Source organism: Streptococcus suis (assembly GCF_017601095.1).
GTDB lineage: Bacteria > Bacillota > Bacilli > Lactobacillales > Streptococcaceae > Streptococcus > Streptococcus suis_Z.
Genome location: NZ_JAGFUX010000016.1, coordinates 1 through 17,564, shown reverse-complemented (window position 1 = coordinate 17,564; position 17,564 = coordinate 1). Strand labels below are relative to the sequence as shown.

Annotated in this window: 13 protein-coding genes and 1 pseudogene; 12 read left to right on the top strand and 2 right to left on the bottom strand. The window is 42.8% G+C overall.

What is annotated here, in order from left to right:
- Positions 1-97 (top strand): IS3 family transposase (locus tag J5566_RS09955; protein ID WP_136117368.1); only part of this gene is annotated, 97 nt, incomplete at its 5' end.
- Between the two features lie 54 nt (positions 98-151).
- Here J5566_RS09955 and J5566_RS09950 read toward each other — a convergent pair.
- Positions 152-892 carry an amino acid ABC transporter ATP-binding protein gene (locus tag J5566_RS09950; protein ID WP_105113790.1) on the bottom strand — a complete coding sequence of 247 codons (741 nt, stop codon included), beginning with the start codon at positions 890-892 and terminating at the stop codon, positions 152-154.
- Positions 892-3,096 carry an ABC transporter substrate-binding protein/permease gene (locus J5566_RS09945; RefSeq protein WP_208563133.1) on the bottom strand — a complete coding sequence of 735 codons (2,205 nt, stop codon included), beginning with the start codon at positions 3,094-3,096 and terminating at the stop codon, positions 892-894. The genes J5566_RS09950 and J5566_RS09945 overlap by 1 nt, the downstream gene beginning before the upstream one ends.
- A gap of 188 nt (positions 3,097-3,284) precedes the next feature.
- Between J5566_RS09945 and uvrB the strand changes: the two genes are divergently transcribed.
- From uvrB to J5566_RS09890, 11 genes and pseudogenes are all read left to right on the top strand, one after another.
- Entirely contained in the window at positions 3,285-5,270 is a 1,986-nt protein-coding gene (gene uvrB / locus J5566_RS09940) for an excinuclease ABC subunit UvrB (protein ID WP_208563135.1), read from the top strand.
- A gap of 165 nt (positions 5,271-5,435) precedes the next feature.
- A complete protein-coding gene (locus J5566_RS09935) occupies positions 5,436-11,762 on the top strand; it encodes a ZmpA/ZmpB/ZmpC family metallo-endopeptidase (RefSeq protein WP_208563132.1) in 6,327 nt (2,108 codons plus the stop codon).
- A gap of 73 nt (positions 11,763-11,835) precedes the next feature.
- Positions 11,836-12,330 carry a GNAT family N-acetyltransferase gene (locus J5566_RS09930; RefSeq protein WP_208563134.1) on the top strand — a complete coding sequence of 165 codons (495 nt, stop codon included), beginning with the start codon at positions 11,836-11,838 and terminating at the stop codon, positions 12,328-12,330.
- Positions 12,331-12,396: 66 nt separating this feature from the next.
- Positions 12,397-13,302: a hypothetical protein gene (locus J5566_RS09925; protein ID WP_208563131.1), complete on the top strand. Its 906-nt coding sequence runs from the start codon at positions 12,397-12,399 to the stop codon at positions 13,300-13,302.
- 69 nt (positions 13,303-13,371) lie between these two features.
- A complete protein-coding gene (locus J5566_RS09920) occupies positions 13,372-14,103 on the top strand; it encodes an elongation factor Tu (RefSeq protein WP_208563130.1) in 732 nt (243 codons plus the stop codon).
- A gap of 12 nt (positions 14,104-14,115) precedes the next feature.
- A complete protein-coding gene (locus tag J5566_RS09915; protein ID WP_208563129.1) occupies positions 14,116-14,271 on the top strand; it encodes a DNA mismatch repair protein MutT in 156 nt (51 codons plus the stop codon).
- A 140-nt stretch (positions 14,272-14,411) separates the two neighbouring features.
- On the top strand, positions 14,412-14,579 hold the full coding sequence (locus J5566_RS09910; protein WP_032504872.1) for a hypothetical protein: 168 nt from the start codon (positions 14,412-14,414) through the stop codon (positions 14,577-14,579).
- 2 nt (positions 14,580-14,581) lie between these two features.
- Positions 14,582-15,400, top strand: coding sequence for a replication initiator protein A (locus tag J5566_RS09905; protein ID WP_208563128.1), 819 nt, complete (start codon positions 14,582-14,584; stop codon positions 15,398-15,400).
- A 148-nt stretch (positions 15,401-15,548) separates the two neighbouring features.
- On the top strand, positions 15,549-16,904 hold the full coding sequence (gene dcm, locus J5566_RS09900) for a DNA (cytosine-5-)-methyltransferase (protein ID WP_208563127.1): 1,356 nt from the start codon (positions 15,549-15,551) through the stop codon (positions 16,902-16,904).
- Complete coding sequence (locus tag J5566_RS09895; RefSeq protein WP_024416083.1) at positions 16,888-17,316, top strand: hypothetical protein; 429 nt, start codon at positions 16,888-16,890, stop codon at positions 17,314-17,316. Before dcm ends, J5566_RS09895 begins: the two co-directional genes overlap by 17 nt.
- A 10-nt stretch (positions 17,317-17,326) precedes the next feature.
- A pseudogene (locus J5566_RS09890) lies at positions 17,327-17,564 on the top strand (hypothetical protein); the annotation flags it as partial.

The window sequence follows — 17,564 nt, the reverse complement described above, 5'->3', positions numbered from 1 at the left end:
TATTACAGATTATATTTTTTACTACAACAACAAACGAATAAAAGCAAAATTAAAAGGACTTAGTCCTGTCCAATACAGAACTAAATCCTTTCAATAATTATTTGTCCAATTTTTTGGGGTCAGTTCAGTTAGTCAAAGGCTTTTCATATATTTACACATTCAAGACCTTATCAAGGAAGTCTTTGAGACGTGGATGTTGTGGATTGTCAAAGATTTGCTCTGGTGTCCCATCTTCAAGGAACTCACCGCCATCCGTAAAGATAACACGGTTGGCAACCTTGCGGGCAAAGCCCATCTCATGAGTTACGATCAACATAGTCATCCCTTGTTCGGCCAAGTCTTTCATAACGTTAAGTACATCCCCAACCATTTCAGGGTCAAGAGCAGAAGTAGGTTCGTCAAAGAGCATGATGTCTGGGTTCATCGCAAGAGCACGCGCAATAGCCACACGTTGCTTCTGGCCACCAGAAAGGCTATCAGGCATGGCGTCACGCTTGTCTGCCAAACCAACTTTTTCCAACAATTCCATTCCAACTTTTTCAGCTTCTGCCTTATCCATCAATTTATGTTCGATAGGAGCAAAAGTGATATTATCAAGGACAGTCATATGTGGGAATAGGTTGAAGTGTTGGAATACCATTCCGACATTGGCACGGAAGGCATCAACATCTGTCTTAGGATCTGTCAAATCATATCCATCAACAGTCACCTGGCCACTTGTGATGGTTTCAAGCAAGTTCATAGTACGAAGGAAGGTTGATTTACCTGAACCAGATGGACCGATGATACACACAACATCGCCTTCATAGAACTTAGCAGTAATACCTTTCAATACTTCGTTTTTTCCATAATACTTGTGCAAGTCATGGACGTTAATTTTCAATTGAGCCATTATTTGCCTCCTTTTTCAAGATTACGAGCCAAGCGCGTCAAGAGAGTGATAACTACCAAGTAGATAATGGCAAGGATTGCGTACATACGGAAGGACTGATAGTTACGAGCGATGATGATTTTACCTGCTTGGAAGAGCTCTACCAAACCAATCGCAGAGATGATAGTTGTATCTTTCAAAGTGATGACGAATTGGTTAATGAAGTTTGGCAACATGATTTTACCAGCTTGTGGCAAGATAATCTTACGCATGGTTGTACCGTAGGAGATACCCAAACTGCGTGAGGCTTCCATTTGACCAGCAGGAACGGCTTGAATACCACCACGAACAATCTCAGCGATATAAGCACCAGAGTTGAGGGACAGGGCAATAGTACCAGCAACGAAGTCGTTGATTGGGGATTGCTGACCTGTGATGGATTCGATTAGGTTAGGGATACCCCAGAAGATGAAGGCAGCTACAATCATCAAAGGAATACCACGAACCACATCAACAAACACAGATGCAGTCACACGGAGGGCTTTGATTGGACTAACTGCGAACATACCAAAGATAATACCAATAACAATAGCGATTGCAAATGAAAGAAGTGCAAGACCGATTGTGATACCAAGACCAGAGAGTAACTGACCGTAGTTGTTTTTCAAGAGTCCGACAATCGTAGTCTCATCAACTGTCGAAGGTGTTGTAGATGTTTCAGTAGATTCTGATTCATTGAAGTATTTGTTAAGAATTTCATCGTATTTGCCAGATTCTACAAGTGCTGCAAGTCCGTTGTTGAACATTTCAATCAACTCAGGATTGCTTCCTTTTTTAACCGCAAATCCGTATTCACCAGATTTTTCTCCTGGGATAGGAGTTGCGAAGTCGCGACCTTGTTGGATAGCGTATAGAAGAACAGCTTCGTCATCCATGAGGGCATCGATTGAGCCAGAGTTCAAGCTGTCATACATACCTGAAGCTTCGTCAAATGCCTTCAAGGTGTAACCGTATGTATCTTGGTTTGCTTCCAAGAAGGTATATGAAGCAGTTCCGTTTTTAGCTCCAACAGTTAGGCCTTTGAGGTCTTCGTAAGAAGCGATATCGCTGCCAGACTTAACTGCTAAGAGAATGTTTGAAGAATAGTAGGCATCTGAGAAATCAAAAATTTCCTTACGAGCATCGGTAATGGACATACCGGCAATAACAGCGTCAGCTTGTCCTGCTTGAACAGCGTTCAATGCCGCATCAAAACCAGGGTTTTGGATGGTAATCGTAAAGCCTTGGTTTTCAGCGATAGCCTTTATTAATTCCATATCAATACCGACATAGTCGCCGTTTTCATCCTGGTATTCAAATGGTGCAAATGAAGAATCTGCAACGATCGTGTAGCTTGCTTTCACAGGAGTCGCTTTTGCAGTTGCGCTACCTGTCAAGCTAAGGCGTGAAGCATAGTCAGTTGTTTCAGTAGAAGCAGTAGAAGACCCCAACCATTTTGTCATGATAGCATCGTAGGTACCATCTTCCTTCATTTCTGCAAGTGCAGTGTTAAAATCTTCAACAAGGTATTCATACTGGCTACCTTTTTTTACCGCAAAACCAAACGAACCAATTGCTTCGCCATCCATGTCAATGCTCAAATCTTGCCCTTGTTGGATAGCGTATTGAATAACCGCTTCGTCATCCATTACAGCATCGACCGCACCTGCAGATAAGCTGTTGTACATCAAGTCGCCTGTATCAAAGGTTTTTACAGAGTAACCGTACTTATCTTTGTTTTCATCTAGAAAGGCTTGGGCAGCTGTACCATTTTTGACACCCACTGTCTTGCCCTTGAGATCTTCGTATGAAGAAATAGTATTTGATTTAGTTGTTGCAATAACAATCTTGGTATCAAAGTATGGGTCAGAGAAAGTAAAGACTTTCTTTCGAGCTTCGGTAATAGTTGTTCCCGCCATCAAAGCATCTGCAGAACCTGATTGTACCGCATTCACCGCTGCATCAAAACCAGGGAAAGATTGGTTGACAGTCCAACCAGAACGTTCTGCGACTTCATTGATGATATCGACATCTAATCCTTTATATACTTGATCTGAGTCTTTAAACTCGAATGGAGCGTAAGTGGAGTCGAAGACAATATCGATCGTATCGTCAGCTTTTACGCCCGTAAAAATAAAGAACATTGGCAAAATCGTTGCCAAAAGCATAAACAATTTTTTCTTCATTTCATAACTCCTTCTTATTAAAATAACTGTGCTAGTATACCATATTCTGAAAATTTTTGCAAAAGGATGAATTCTAATCATGTTAGAAATTCTGACATTAATGGTTACAAACAAGAGATGACTTTGGTTACGAATTTCCCCACAGTTTATGATAAAATGAAGAAGTTAGAAAAGGAATGGCAAAAGATATGATTAATCGAAATACTGAAAACCAATTTAAACTAGTGTCCAAATATTCACCTTCTGGTGACCAGCCCCAGGCCATTGAAACCTTGGTGGATAATATCGAAGGGGGCGAAAAAGCTCAGATTCTCATGGGGGCAACAGGTACTGGTAAGACCTACACCATGAGCCAGGTCATCGCCCGTGTCAATAAGCCCACTCTGGTTATCGCCCATAACAAGACCCTAGCTGGTCAGCTCTACAGTGAGTTCAAGGAATTCTTCCCAGAAAATGCGGTAGAATACTTCGTGTCATACTACGATTACTACCAGCCAGAAGCCTATGTTCCGTCCAGCGACACCTATATTGAAAAGGATAGTTCGGTCAATGATGAGATTGACAAGCTCCGCCACTCAGCGACCTCAGCCCTGCTGGAGCGAAACGATGTCATCGTGGTGGCTTCGGTTTCCTGTATTTACGGTTTGGGTTCGCCCAAGGAATATTCTGACAGCGTGGTCAGTCTGCGACCAGGTCAGGAGATTTCCCGTGATCAGTTGCTTAATTCTCTGGTCGATATTCAGTTCGAGCGCAACGACATCGACTTCCAACGGGGACGCTTCCGTGTACGTGGAGATGTGGTGGAGATTTTCCCAGCTTCTCGTGACGAACACGCTTTTCGTGTCGAATTTTTCGGCGATGAAATCGACCGCATCCGTGAGATTGAAAGCCTGACAGGTAAGGTTTTGGGCGATGTGGATCACTTGGCCATTTTCCCTGCCACCCACTTCGTGACCAACGATGATCACATGGAAACGGCTATTGCCAAGATTCAGGCGGAGCTGGAAGAGCAGCTCAAGGTCTTTGAATCAGAAGGAAAACTCTTAGAAGCTCAGCGATTGAAACAACGGACCGACTACGACATCGAAATGCTACGGGAGATGGGCTATACCAACGGAGTTGAGAACTATTCACGACACATGGACGGACGAAGCGAGGGCGAGCCTCCCTACACCCTGCTGGACTTTTTCCCTGAAGATTATCTCATCATGATTGACGAGAGCCACATGACCATGGGGCAGATTAAGGGCATGTACAATGGTGACCGCTCACGCAAGGAGATGTTGGTCAACTATGGTTTCCGCCTCCCGAGTGCACTGGACAACCGTCCGCTGCGCAGGGAAGAATTTGAGAGCCATGTCCACCAGATTGTCTATGTATCTGCGACACCGGGTGACTATGAAATGGAGCAGACAGAGACCGTTGTCGAGCAGATCATTCGGCCGACCGGGCTGTTGGATCCAGAAGTGGAAGTCCGTCCAACCATGGGCCAAATGGACGACCTCTTGGGGGAAATCAATGACCGTGTTGACAAAGGTGAGCGGATCTTTATCACTACCCTGACCAAGAAAATGGCAGAGGACTTGACCGATTACCTGAAAGAAATGGGTGTCAAGGTCAAGTATATGCACTCGGACATTAAGACCTTGGAGCGTACGGAGATTATCCGTGACTTGCGTCTAGGTGTCTTCGATGTTCTGATAGGGATTAACCTCTTGCGTGAAGGGATTGACGTACCTGAAGTAAGTCTGGTAGCTATCTTGGATGCAGACAAGGAAGGTTTCCTCCGTAATGAACGAGGGCTCATCCAGACAATCGGTCGGGCGGCCCGTAACTCTGAAGGTCATGTGATCATGTATGCGGACAAGGTCACCGAGTCTATGCGGAAGGCCATGGAAGAAACAGCCCGCCGCCGTCAAATCCAGATGGCTTATAATGAAGAACATGGTATCATTCCACAAACTATTAAGAAAGAAATCCGTGACCTGATAAGCGTGACTAAGGCTGTCACTCAGGACAAGGAAGAAGTAGTGGACTTCAACGCCCTCAACAAAGACGAACGCAAGGCCATGATCAAGAAACTGGAAGGTCAGATGCAGGAAGCAGCAGAAGTGCTTGACTTTGAACTGGCAGCCCAGATTCGCGACATGGTCATCGAGTTGAAGAATATGTAAGTCATATTATTTCATTATATAATATTGTTTAAACGTATAATATCGCTTCCCTATTTCCAATGTTTGGAATTGGGGATTTTTTCATGAAAATAGAGCCAAATGATTTGTCTAATAGCAGATCTGACGGTATAATGAGGAGTAAATCCATAGGGGGATGAATTGAAAATGAAGAAATCTCAATTTGAAAAGCAAGAACGCTTTGCTTTTCGGAAATTATCCGTAGGACTTGTTTCAGCAGCAGTTGCAAGTCTCTTTTTTGCGTCTACTGTGACTAGTTCTGTCAAGGTTTCTGCTCAGGAGATTGACTATACCTATGTCACAGAAGCAGAGTTGACTGAACAGGAAAAAGACTTGGTAATCCACGAATTACCAGGTTTGGTTCAATCAGATGATGCTGGTTACTTTTTGGTTTACCGCCCGCTTGCGACTAGCCCAAGCACACATGTTCTACCTAAGACAGGTTTATTAGAGAATAGTGCCCTTGCTCTTGTTGGAGTTAGTCTTTTGGTTCTTGCCTTCAAATTGGGAAAAAATGGAAAACGCACCTTGCTTGGTGTGGTTGTATTGACAGCTTCTGGTACTAGTTTTCTTGCTCCAGTAGGATCAGCCTTGACAAGTCAGATTTTGTCGCATTACAATCACATGATTGATAAGGCAGTTGGAGATGCCTTGCCACAACCTGGAACGATCCCTGGTTATGAATATGTTGGTTACTTACGAGATACAAAGGTTCAAGACTTACCATCTGAGACTCCACTTATCACACAAATTCCGGATCAGGCACCGAGTCTCGAGTTGCCAAGTCTAGAAACAAGTGAAGAGAAGGTTGAGACAACAGAAGTAATTCCATTTGAAGTAGAAGAAGTATTAGATGATAGTCTTCTAGAGGGGGATCGTCAGCTTGTTCAAGAAGGTCAAAATGGTTTGTTGACAATTGAAAGCAAGAAAATTTCGATTGGTGGACAGGTAGTCGCCATTCAAGAAGTAAGTCGAACTGTTATTCAAGAACCAATTAAACAAATCGTCAAGGTTGGGACAAAGGTTGAAACAAGTGTGCCATCGACAGCACCGAGCCATGAAGTGCCTGCAGCCAACATCACGGAAGAAGAAATTAGTCATACAGAAGCTATTCCGTTTGAAACGGTGACCCAATATTCTGACCAATTGCCAGAAGGAAGTCAAGAAGTGACACAGACAGGTCAAGCTGGAAGTCTGACAATTCGGACCAAAGTAACCTATGTGGATGGTCAAGCTGTGAAAACAGAGGAAGTTGGTCGTGAAGAAGTTACACCAACTCCTCAAATCGTTTTGGTTGGTACTAAGCCAGTGACTGCTGTTCCTGATACAGCACCAAGTTTGGAATTGCCGGAAGTTACAATTACGGAAGAAACGGTCTACCAAACCCAAGCTATTGCTTTTGAAGTGCAAGAAGTTGCAGACGACACGCTCTTAGAAGGAAACCGGCAGATTGTTCAAGTTGGACAAGCTGGACAGGAGAGCATTGCCATTAAACAGACATATGTGGATGGTCAATTGGTAGCATCTGAAGAAGTGGGTCGCACTGTGACCCAGGCGCCTCAAGCTCAGATTGTAAAAGTTGGTACCAAGCCAATTACTGCTCTTCCAGATACTGCACCGAGTGTAGATCTTCCTACTGTTTCATTAACAGAGGAAGTTGAAACCAAGACAGAAGAGATTCCATTTACTGTTCGTGAAGTCCTAGATGATAGTCTATTAGAAGGTGAGCGTCAGGTCGAGCAAACCGGACAAAATGGTCTTCGAACCATTCAGATTAAACATACCTATGCAGATGGTGTCTTGGTGGCTAGTCAAGAAATTTCCAACCAAGTCACCCAAGTGGCGAGAGAACAGATTGTCCGAGTGGGAACAAAGAATGCGGATGTCTTGACCCAAGAGACAGTTGTTGAAACCAAAGAAATCGCCTATCAGACAATTTACCAAGACGATCCAACTCTCTATACTGATGAAGAGACTATCTTACAAGAAGGAATAGTTGGGCAGCTAACCATTACCACAGTTTATGAGGTTTTAAATGGGGTGCGCCAAGCCAATCCAAGCGTGACTGAAACGGTGACCAAGGAAGCCCTTGATAAAATAATCGCCCGTGGTACTAAACCAATCACAGGAACCGAATCGGACGTGACTACTGAGCCGATTGCCTACACGACTGAGACCGTTGAAGATCCAAATCTTTATGAGGGAGAGACAAAGGTCCTTCAAACAGGAGTTAGTGGTAGTAAGGATATTACTACAACCTATACCACAATCAAGGGCGTTCGCCAGCCAAATCCGACTGTTACAGAGATGGTTACGACAGAAGCTGTCACTGAACGAATTGCAGTAGGGACCAAGAAACGAGTTCCACCGACAGTTGAAATTACTGATTTGATTGAAAATGATGATGATAAGTCAGCTACAGCCAACTACAAATTGACAAATCCAAGCGAGAATTTCAGCCATGCAATCGCCTTGCTTTATAAAGGAGATGAGCTAGTACAAGAAATAGCTATTACAGATCCAAATGGAAGTTTGGAACTCACTCGTTTGGACTACTACACAGATTACACCTTAAAGACACAAGTTTACTATAACTTGAATAATCAAGAGCAAAATGCCCTGCAAGAAAGTATTCGCCAGTTTAATCTTGAATACAAAAAAATTGAAATCAAGGACATTGATGCCGTAACAATTTACCGTCGTAAAGATGGAAACTTTGTTGGCACAGCATACTTGGAGGAATTGCCAACTTCAACAGAAGAGTTATTTGTCAAGGTAACATCGGATCGTTTTAAGGAAGTCTATCTCCCGGTTTCAAGTATTGAAGAGACAAGCTTGAATGGGAAAACAGTCTTTAAAGTTGTCTCTGCCTTTGACCAACTGGTGCAGGATAAGGATGCCCAATACGTTGCAAACAGAGAATTTTACATTCCGAAGATGGTGACGGATGCCAATACCTACACCTCCTTCAAGGCATTACTTGAAGCTATGAAAGACAACCCATCTGGGACCTTCAAACTAGGTGCCAACTTGGACGCTTCTGAAGTCCCTGTTGGTGATATTGCGTCCTATGTGACAAACTTTAGTGGAACCTTGTCAGGAACCAATGATGGCTATTTCTTCTCTATCAACAATCTGAAGGCGCCACTATTCTACAACTTTAGTGGAACCATTGAAAACCTTGATCTGAAGAATATCAACCTGAACACTACTACAAGTAATCCATTGGCAAGTCTTGCCATCAATGCAAACAATGCCAAGGTAACCAATGTGGCAGTTGAAGGAAGCATTCGCGGTCCTCAAAACGTTTCTGGTTTGATTCAATCAGCTACTAATACAATCATTAAAGATGTATCCTTCAAGGGCAGTCTCGAGACAACTGGTACTGGCGCAACCCTCATGGGAGGTATCTTGGGTAATGGTACTATGGCAAGTGTTGGAAACGCCAAAGTTGATGCGACGATTACTCTACCAGGTACGGAGAATCAAGTAGCTGGAGGTATTGTCGGTCGTACCATGCTCGTTTACGATGTACCAGGAAGTGTCTATAATTCTTACGCAACTGGTTCAATCGTTACAACAGGAACTGCAGCTATTGTTGGTGGCATCGCTGGTGCAAACCAGGTTACAGGTGCCTATGCTCCATATAGTGGTAATGTGAATAATGTTATCAGCGATATGACCGGTACAACAAGTATTATCGGACTTCCAGCCAATCCAACTGGTAAGATTAAAGATGGTTTCACAACGACTTCTGATAGCCTGAGCAATGTGACAGTTATCTCAGATGCTCTTGCAGAAGAAAAAGTGGCTGCTATGAACATTGTAGCCAACTTGGATGACTCCGCTCCAATCAATCTAAACGATTACTCTGTTGATTACCTGACCTTGGATAAGGCACAGGCTGATCACGCAACTGCTTACTATAACATGGAGAAAATCTTGCCATTCTACAACAAGGAACTCCTTGTATACTATGGAAACAAGATTGCAATCGGTGATAAGCTCAATACCGTTCGCCTCTTGGATGTTGTTCCGATGAAGGATGATGCCTTTGTGATGGATGCTTATACTGAGAAGACAAACATCAATAAGATCATGCTCCATTACGCGGATGGTACCGTTGACTACAAGGCAGTTTCCTATAAAGAAGATTTCAAGAACAACCATGTAGTGGAGTATACCATTTCAGGAACAGACTTGATTTACACGCCAGAGTCCTTCTTGAATTATAGAAGCGCCCTTGTTACTGACTTGGTAAGCAATCTGTCTACTGTCACCCTAGATTCTGAAGCCATGAAGACAGTTATCGGCTATCCAACAACATTGGATGCCAATACACAAACGGGAACTATCAAAGATTTCTACTTTGCAGATAGTTTTGAAAAAGTCATGGCCAACCTAGAAAGCAATGTTCGAAAATTGTTAGTTGCTAGTCTCAATGGACAAGGCCAGGCTTCAGAGACCTATATCAAGGAAAAAATTCTTAATAATAAAGAAGCCTTTCTACTAGGTCTGACTTACTTGAACCGCTGGTACGACATCAACTACGGAACTGTGAATACCAAGGAATTAACCATTTTCGAGCCTGATTTCTTCGGAAATGATGCAGCATCAGCACTAGATATGATATTGGCAATCGGAAATGGTGGCTACGATGTTCTTCGTGCCCATAACAACGTTACGACCTACGTGTCCGCCATGGCAAAACAAACTGCTAAGGCTTCTGTCTTTGACTTGGTTGAGTCCTACCGTAAACTTTTCTTGCCAAACATGACAGACAATGAATGGTTTAAGCAAACAACAAAAGCCTATATTGTTGAAAGCAAGTCGCAGGTAGCAGAAGCAGCAGCCAAGCAAGATGCTGCAGAAAAACACAGCAAGTATGCTCTGGCAGTCTATGACCGCATCACCAATCCAAACTGGACTTACCGTCAAATGCTCTTGCCACTTTTGACCCTGCCACAGGAAGACATTTTCATCATTAGCAATCTAAATACCATGGCAATCGGTTCATATGAGCACTATGTTGAAGACTATTCAACAACAGAAAACCGTGATAAGGTTCGTCAAATGGTTGATTTGGCGGCTCAACGTCAGCGTGACAATGCGGACTTCTGGTATAAGATTCTCGATGAGACAAACCGTGAAAAACTCTTTGGTAGCCTGCTCAACAATGAAGGTTATATGATGTATGGTCCAGATGGTAAGAAGGCCTACCGTAATTTGACTGCGGAAGTAGATGCTATCCAAGACTTCTACGGTCCGATTAACAAGTGGTACCGTGAACATCCATCGATTAAGACAGCCTATGCAGATGGTAAGGAAACTTACTATATCACCTATGATATGCTAGGTGATTATGGAACGACACTTTATAGCCATGAAATGGTCCACAACCAAGACGGCTCTACCTATCTCCATGGTTATGGTCGCCGTATCGGTCAAGGAATGGAAGTTTATGCAGATGGATTGCTACAAAACGTTTCCTCTCTTGATAAGATGATCCTTGGCTTCAACGCCTTCTTTACAGAAGATATGGCTAACCGTGTCCATGTTGCAGATCCGGTAGAGAGATTTAGCAACGAGGCGGACTTCAATGCTTACTTCCATAATCAATTTGATGCCCTTTACTTGTTGGATTACTTGGAAGGTATGGCTATTCTTGGAAAATCTGACGATTTGAAGAAAGATTGGCTCCGTAAGATTGACAACTATTATGTTCAAACAAACGGTGTTAATACGCATGCTGGAAATAATGCACGTGAGCTGACCGATGCAGAAGTAGCTTCCTTGAAGACCTTTAATGACTTAATCGACCAAAGTATCATTGATTACCGTCAGTATTTCGGACCTTCTGGTGGTGCCAAGACCTTGACCAAAGAATGGTCTCGTAATGGTTACCACAGTGTGCCAATGTTTGCAGCCAACTATTCTGCACTTTCAAACCCATATGGCTCACCGGGAGATATCATGTTCCGTCGTATGGCCTTTGAATTGATTGCAGCTAAGGGCTATACAGAAGGCTTTATCCCATACGCATCTGGTCAATTGTCTGATTATGCTATGAGCCAAGGCTCAACGATCTACGATACTTGGAACAAGAAAGATACGGGTCTGATTACTGATACGCACGTCTTGAACCAAGTCTTTAAGGGGCAATATACAACATGGGAAGAGTTCAAGAAAGCCATGTTTGCTGAGCGTGTTGAAAAAGCAGAGGCTGGAAAACTGAAGCCATTTACTATGCAGTATGAATTAGGTGTTGCTAACTCTACAAAAGAAGTGACAGTAACGACCTATGCTCAACTCCAGGCTTTGATGGAAGAAGCTATGGAGGCTGATACAAATGGACGAATTTTCTATTCAACCAATAATGTCAACCTCAGTCGTGTTCATGCGCTCAAAGTCAAAGTTTATCAAGCAATGATGACATCTACTGATGACTTTAGAACATCCATCTTCAACCCATAATGAAAAAGCGAGTTGGTCTTGTACCAGCTCCTTTTTTATGATAGAATTGAAACAAATTTATGGAGGTAACTATATGCAAATCAAGCCCATGCAAACTAAGGAGGAGATTAAAGGCAATGCTTATGTCCATTGGAAGGCTTGGCAGGAAGCCTATGCAGATTTGTTACCGCAGGATTTTCTCCAAAAAACCTACACCTTAGAGCGCTGCCAGGACTGGGCCTTTCGTTATCCGCAAAATATCTTGGTTGCTATGGAGGATGACCAAGTCGTCGGTTTTGTCTGCTATGGAGTCAGCAGTCAGGCGGACTTGCAGGCGGCTGGTGAGATCTACGCCCTTTACGTTTTGGCGGACTACTATGGCCAAGGGATTGGCTACCAGCTCATGCAGGCGGCTTTGGAGAAATTGCAGAGCTACGAAACCATTTCCCTCTGGGTCTTGGAGGGGAATGCGCGTGCAATTGCTTTTTATGAACGAGTTGGCTTTCGCTTTGATGGACTTGAGAAGACTGTCCATCTTGGTGAAGAGCGAAGGGAATACCGCATGCAATTGACACTTTCAAAAAAATAACACATTATTATATTGATAACTCTTTTTTGTCTGTGCTATAATAAGGCTGAGACAAGGAGGAATCTTATGATATTACTAACAAATCATCGCCTGAGAGTCGAGATTTCTGAACCAGGCGAACGGCCAAATGATACTTTTCGCTTTGACCGTGCGGGCTTTATTTCAGATGTTACCTTAGACGGAGATACGCATTTTGGTGCCAATGAACCGATGAATTTACGGCATTTATCCTCGGGTGGAAGAGGGCTTTGCTGCGAGTTTTCTGGGGATTTTGCTGCGGGTGCCCAGGTTGGCGACTACTTTCCTAAATTAGGTGTCGGCTTGATCAAGCAAGATAGTGATCTGGGCTACCAATTTGCCCATAAGTACGATGAGGTCATTCCTTATCCTGTTACCGTTACCCAGACGGAAACTTCTGCTACATTTTTCACGGAAGCTGTCCCTTGCATGGGTATTGCTGCGGAGGTTGAGAAGACCATTCGGATTGAGGACAATGTTCTTATTCTAGAAGCGACTATTACCAATGTTGGTGAGAAGGCATTTGAAACGGAAGAATATTGCCATAATTTTCTCAGTATCGACGGTATGGCAATCTCACCTGATTACCGGTTGGACTTGCCAGATATGAATGACCTGGGGCAGGAACGTCTCGATGGTTTTGGCGGCTATGACCATAACAATTTTATAGCAGATGGCAAGGCCATTGCTTTTGAAAAATGCGAGACCGATGTTTCGCTCAGTGTTCTTAGTACGGACAAGGCAAGCCTCGGTGAGACCTTTACCTGGAAACTCAGCCATAAGGGAGCGCAAGCAAGTGTGACTGGGATTGACCATGTTAAACCGACCAGTCTGCTCCTCTGGGCGACAGATCACATCGTTAGCCCAGAAATCATCCAGACCATCTGCCTCGCTCCAGGTCAGAGTCATACTTGGTCACGTCGCTGGATTTTCGAAGCCAACCCTCGATGGTAAGAACAAGCCAAGGCTAGTCTGCCCTGGCTTTTTTTGTTACAATAGAGCAAGAAAGATTGGAGGAGTTCGATGAAGAATCTATTTTTAGTGACAGATGAGACTCAATTAAAAGATTACGAGTATTTTGTTGCCACTCATCAAAACATCCTACAAAACTATATTACCTACTTACAAGACCAGTTTCAGGTTGAAGAATTGCCTCAGGCAATCATCTGGGCTGATGATGAGGCGGCAACTGGCTTCATCCGAGAATGCCCTATCCCAGCTTATACAAATGATATTCGTATGGTGATGACACCGGATTTGGAAGTTTGGAAGGACATCTATCTTAAACAAATAGAGAATTATTCTACTGAAGATACACAAGAAATATTAGCCCATTATCATTCTCTATCAGATAACCATTTGCTACAAATTATTGGACATGAATTGGCTCATCAGAGTGAACAGTTTTTGGACTATGAAGAAGAAACTATGTGGTTTGAAGAAGGTATGGTAGAATATATCAGTCGTCGTTATTTTCTTACTGATGAAGAATTTATGAGGGAAAAACAAATCAATCAGCAGCTAGTTTATCTTTTTCAAACAAAAAATGATAATTGTCCCTTGTCTCAATTTGGTCAAGCAACCTCTGAGAGAGATTATGCCTCCATTTTTTACGAATACTGGCGTAGTTTCCTAACAATTGACCTTCTTGTCGAACGATTTGGAACAGTAGAAGATGTTTTTTTCTCCTATCATACTTGGCACAATCAAGGGAGGCCAGTTGATTTATTAACTTGGTTTCAACTAGAAATATAGAAAGAGGTCCCCATGTCCCGCAAACAAACCGTCACCCTGACCAATATGTGCCTGATTGAGGATAAGAATGGCAAGGTCCTTGTACAAATTCGTGATCCCAAGCGCTATCGCTGGTCGGGAGCTGCCTTTCCCGGAGGGGATTGTGTCATAATAATGACAGGTGCTTAAAACGCTGTCAAATCAAGGATTTGAGTGTTCTACAATCTGTCATTAAGGAGGAAAAATTTATTTTTTATTTATAATATCATATCGCACAAGCGAGGACATTTTAATAAGTGTTCTCGTTTTTTTATTTTCAGGAGGAATTCATGCAAAAGAAGGAACAATCATCACGCCAAATCGTGATATGTCATCTCGTGACTATTTTAGGAGTTGATATTGAGAAAGCAACTCATCTGGTTGATGAATTGGAACAAGTAGGTTTAATCCGATTTGATGAATTCGGAAATGTTGGACTTTTAGTCTTGGAGGGATAATCATGAAACGTATTACCGCTAATCAATATCAGACATCAGAGCGTTATTATAAACTCCCTAAAATTTTGTTTGAGAGTGAACGTTATAAGGATATGAAGCTGGAGGTTAAGGTAGCCTACGCGGTTTTAAAAGATCGATTGGAGTTGTCTTTGAGTAAAGGTTGGATTGATGAGGATGGGGCTATTTATTTGATTTATTCCAATTCCAAACTGATGGCACTATTAGGCTGTTCAAAGTCAAAACTACTCTCTATCAAGAAAGTCTTACGCGAATATAGCTTAATTGATGAAGTCCAACAGTCCTCTAGTGAAAGAGGTCGAATGGCAAATAAAATTTACTTGGGGGAATTAGAACATGAACCTACCCCAGTCTTACATACAGACGGGGCTAGTGTTAAAAAAATACTAGGGGGGTCTCAAAGAAAGACGGGGCCGGTCTTAAATTCAGCCCCTAGTGAGACTGAAAGAAGTGAGACTAAATATAGTGAAACTAAAGGGAGTGATTTCTTTATTGAGGACGAGGAGGAGAGGCAGCTAGTAGATGGAAAACAAGAAGAAAACTTTTCTTCAAAAGTCGATGGCGTGACCAAGTACGATCGAGACTATATTTGGGGTTTGGTTCATGACCAGTTAAGACAGACAGGTCTATCTCAGTCGGCTAGTGACTATGCAATGCTCTATTTTAGTGACCGTTATCAGTATGCTTTGGAACATATGCGATTTGCTCGGTCAGCGGAAGTAATAGCTGAATACGTATTTAATGGTGTGCTGTCAGAGTGGACTAAGCAACTGAGACGACAAGAAGTAAAGGGAGGTGATTAAGTTGATTTGGTGGATACTAGGTGGAATCTATCTGATTTCTATCATCATTTTGATTGTTGAAATCATCCGTGCACCAGAAATGGATGAACATATATAAGCAAGAGTTTTACATGTGTAAGGCTCTTTTTTAGTTGGAAAGAGAGGAAAAATGAAATTTTTAGATTTATTTGCTGGGATAGGCGGTTTTAGGCTAGGGATGGAATCACAGGGTCATAAATGTCTGGGCTTTTGTGAAATTGATAAATTCGCCAGAACATCTTATAAAGCCATGTTTAACACAGAAGGGGAAATAGAATACCATGACATTAAAGAGGTCACAGACCATGACTTTAGACAATTTAGAGGGCAAGTGGACATCATCTGCGGGGGATTTCCTTGCCAAGCATTTTCACTCGCAGGCAGACGATTGGGATTTGAAGATACTCGAGGGACTCTCTTTTTTGAGATTGCTCGAGCGGCCAAACAAATCCAACCACGTTTTCTATTTCTGGAAAACGTCAAAGGCCTACTCAATCACGACGAGGGACGGACGTTCGCCACAATCCTCTCCACGTTGGATGAATTGGGGTATGATGTCGAATGGCAGGTGCTTAACAGTAAGGACTTCCAAGTCCCGCAAAACAGAGAACGGGTCTTTATTATCGGACATTCTAGAAGATACCGTTCCAGATTCATATTTCCTCTCAGAAGAGAAAACAGCCCAGCTCATCTTGAAAGGCTAGGAAATATCAATCCCTCTAAACGTGGTTTGAATGGTGAAGTCTATCTGACGAATGGACTTGCTCCTACACTAACGAGAGGTAAAGGAGAGGGGGCAAAAATCGCCATTCCAGTCTTAACACCAGATAGACTTGAAAAACGGCAACATGGTCGTCGATTTAAGGACAATCAAGACTCTATGTTTACATTGACCAGTCAAGACAGACATGGTGTTGTCGTCGCAGGAAATCTGCCGACTAGCTTTGACCAGACTGGAAGAGTATTTGACATTTCTGGCTTGTCACCGACCTTGACCACCATGCAGGGTGGAGATAAGGTTCCAAAGATTTTGCTGAGGGAGGAGCTGCCATTTCTGAAAATCAAGGAAGCCACAAAAAGAGGGTACGCAAAGGCAACTCTTGGAGACTCTGTCAATCTGGCTTATCCAGACTCAACCAAACGTAGGGGACGAGTGGGAAAGGGAATATCCAATACCCTGACGACTTCAGATAATATGGGAGTGGTGGTCGCTGCTCTGGAATATCGACAGGATAAGTGGTATGAAGTCACAGGCATTGTTTTAGACGGAAAACTCTATCGCCTAAGAATTAGACGACTGACACCAAGAGAGTGTTTCAGACTTCAAGGCTTTCCTGATTGGGCTTATGAAAGAGCAGAGAGTGTTTCCAGTAAGAGCCAACTATACAAACAGGCAGGCAATAGCGTGACTGTCACAGTTATTGAAGCCATTGCGAGAGAATTTAGAAGAACGGAAGAGGAAGAAAAACATGAATCTACTACATAAGAAAAGTATCCTAGAGTGTACTGAATTAGATGAACATATTCACCAAGCTGAAACCATTCAGTTACTGGAAAAAATTCTATCACTCCCCAATTTTGATTGTGACTTTGAGGTAACTTTTGAAGATGATTACCACAAAGAGATGAATGATCCCCTATTCTACGAATCCAATCTTCATCGGATTTCGGATTTTATGGAAACTAGGGATATTAAAAATGGTGTAGATACATTATTGACGAAAGACAATCACTTGGCCTTTCGTGCCTTTGGTGAAAATTATTCTGCTAGGGGAAAGGATGGCATTTTAACGACTTTAGTGACGGTCAAGTGCTTTGGTGAAGGACGGATGCCCATTGATATGAGTCGCTATTTCTCAACACCTGAACTAACAGTTGAAAATAGCCTAACCCTATAAGGAGGTGCCTATGCTTGAGGTATATCTAGGAAATAATGCCAATACAAATCAAGATTTACTAACCATTTTGACGACCTATGGTGTGACTTATCGTTGTATAAAAGCGTGTGATGTAAACCGTGAAATCTTACTGTCACTCTTTGCCAAAACCACGGATTGTTTTGAGTTGCTGTCGCCACGATTTCTTCGCTTTAAGCGTCAATATTCGATAAGTTTGAATGAGATGATTCAGCTCGTTCTCCAAAAGC

What these genes read in the sequence shown, in the direction of transcription:
- uvrB (WP_208563135.1), top strand. Translation starts at nt 3,285, where the DNA reads ATGATTAATCGAAATACTGAAAACCAATTTAAACTAGTGTCCAAATAT.
- J5566_RS09895 (WP_024416083.1), top strand. Translation starts at nt 16,888, where the DNA reads ATGAATCTACTACATAAGAAAAGTATCCTAGAGTGTACTGAATTAGAT.
- J5566_RS09935 (WP_208563132.1), top strand. Translation starts at nt 5,436, where the DNA reads ATGAAGAAATCTCAATTTGAAAAGCAAGAACGCTTTGCTTTTCGGAAA.
- J5566_RS09925 (WP_208563131.1), top strand. Translation starts at nt 12,397, where the DNA reads ATGATATTACTAACAAATCATCGCCTGAGAGTCGAGATTTCTGAACCA.
- dcm (WP_208563127.1), top strand. Translation starts at nt 15,549, where the DNA reads ATGAAATTTTTAGATTTATTTGCTGGGATAGGCGGTTTTAGGCTAGGG.
- J5566_RS09950 (WP_105113790.1), bottom strand. Translation starts at nt 892, where the DNA reads ATGGCTCAATTGAAAATTAACGTCCATGACTTGCACAAGTATTATGGA.
- J5566_RS09930 (WP_208563134.1), top strand. Translation starts at nt 11,836, where the DNA reads ATGCAAATCAAGCCCATGCAAACTAAGGAGGAGATTAAAGGCAATGCT.
- J5566_RS09910 (WP_032504872.1), top strand. Translation starts at nt 14,412, where the DNA reads ATGCAAAAGAAGGAACAATCATCACGCCAAATCGTGATATGTCATCTC.
- J5566_RS09945 (WP_208563133.1), bottom strand. Translation starts at nt 3,096, where the DNA reads ATGAAGAAAAAATTGTTTATGCTTTTGGCAACGATTTTGCCAATGTTC.
- J5566_RS09905 (WP_208563128.1), top strand. Translation starts at nt 14,582, where the DNA reads ATGAAACGTATTACCGCTAATCAATATCAGACATCAGAGCGTTATTAT.
- J5566_RS09920 (WP_208563130.1), top strand. Translation starts at nt 13,372, where the DNA reads ATGAAGAATCTATTTTTAGTGACAGATGAGACTCAATTAAAAGATTAC.
- J5566_RS09915 (WP_208563129.1), top strand. Translation starts at nt 14,116, where the DNA reads ATGTCCCGCAAACAAACCGTCACCCTGACCAATATGTGCCTGATTGAG.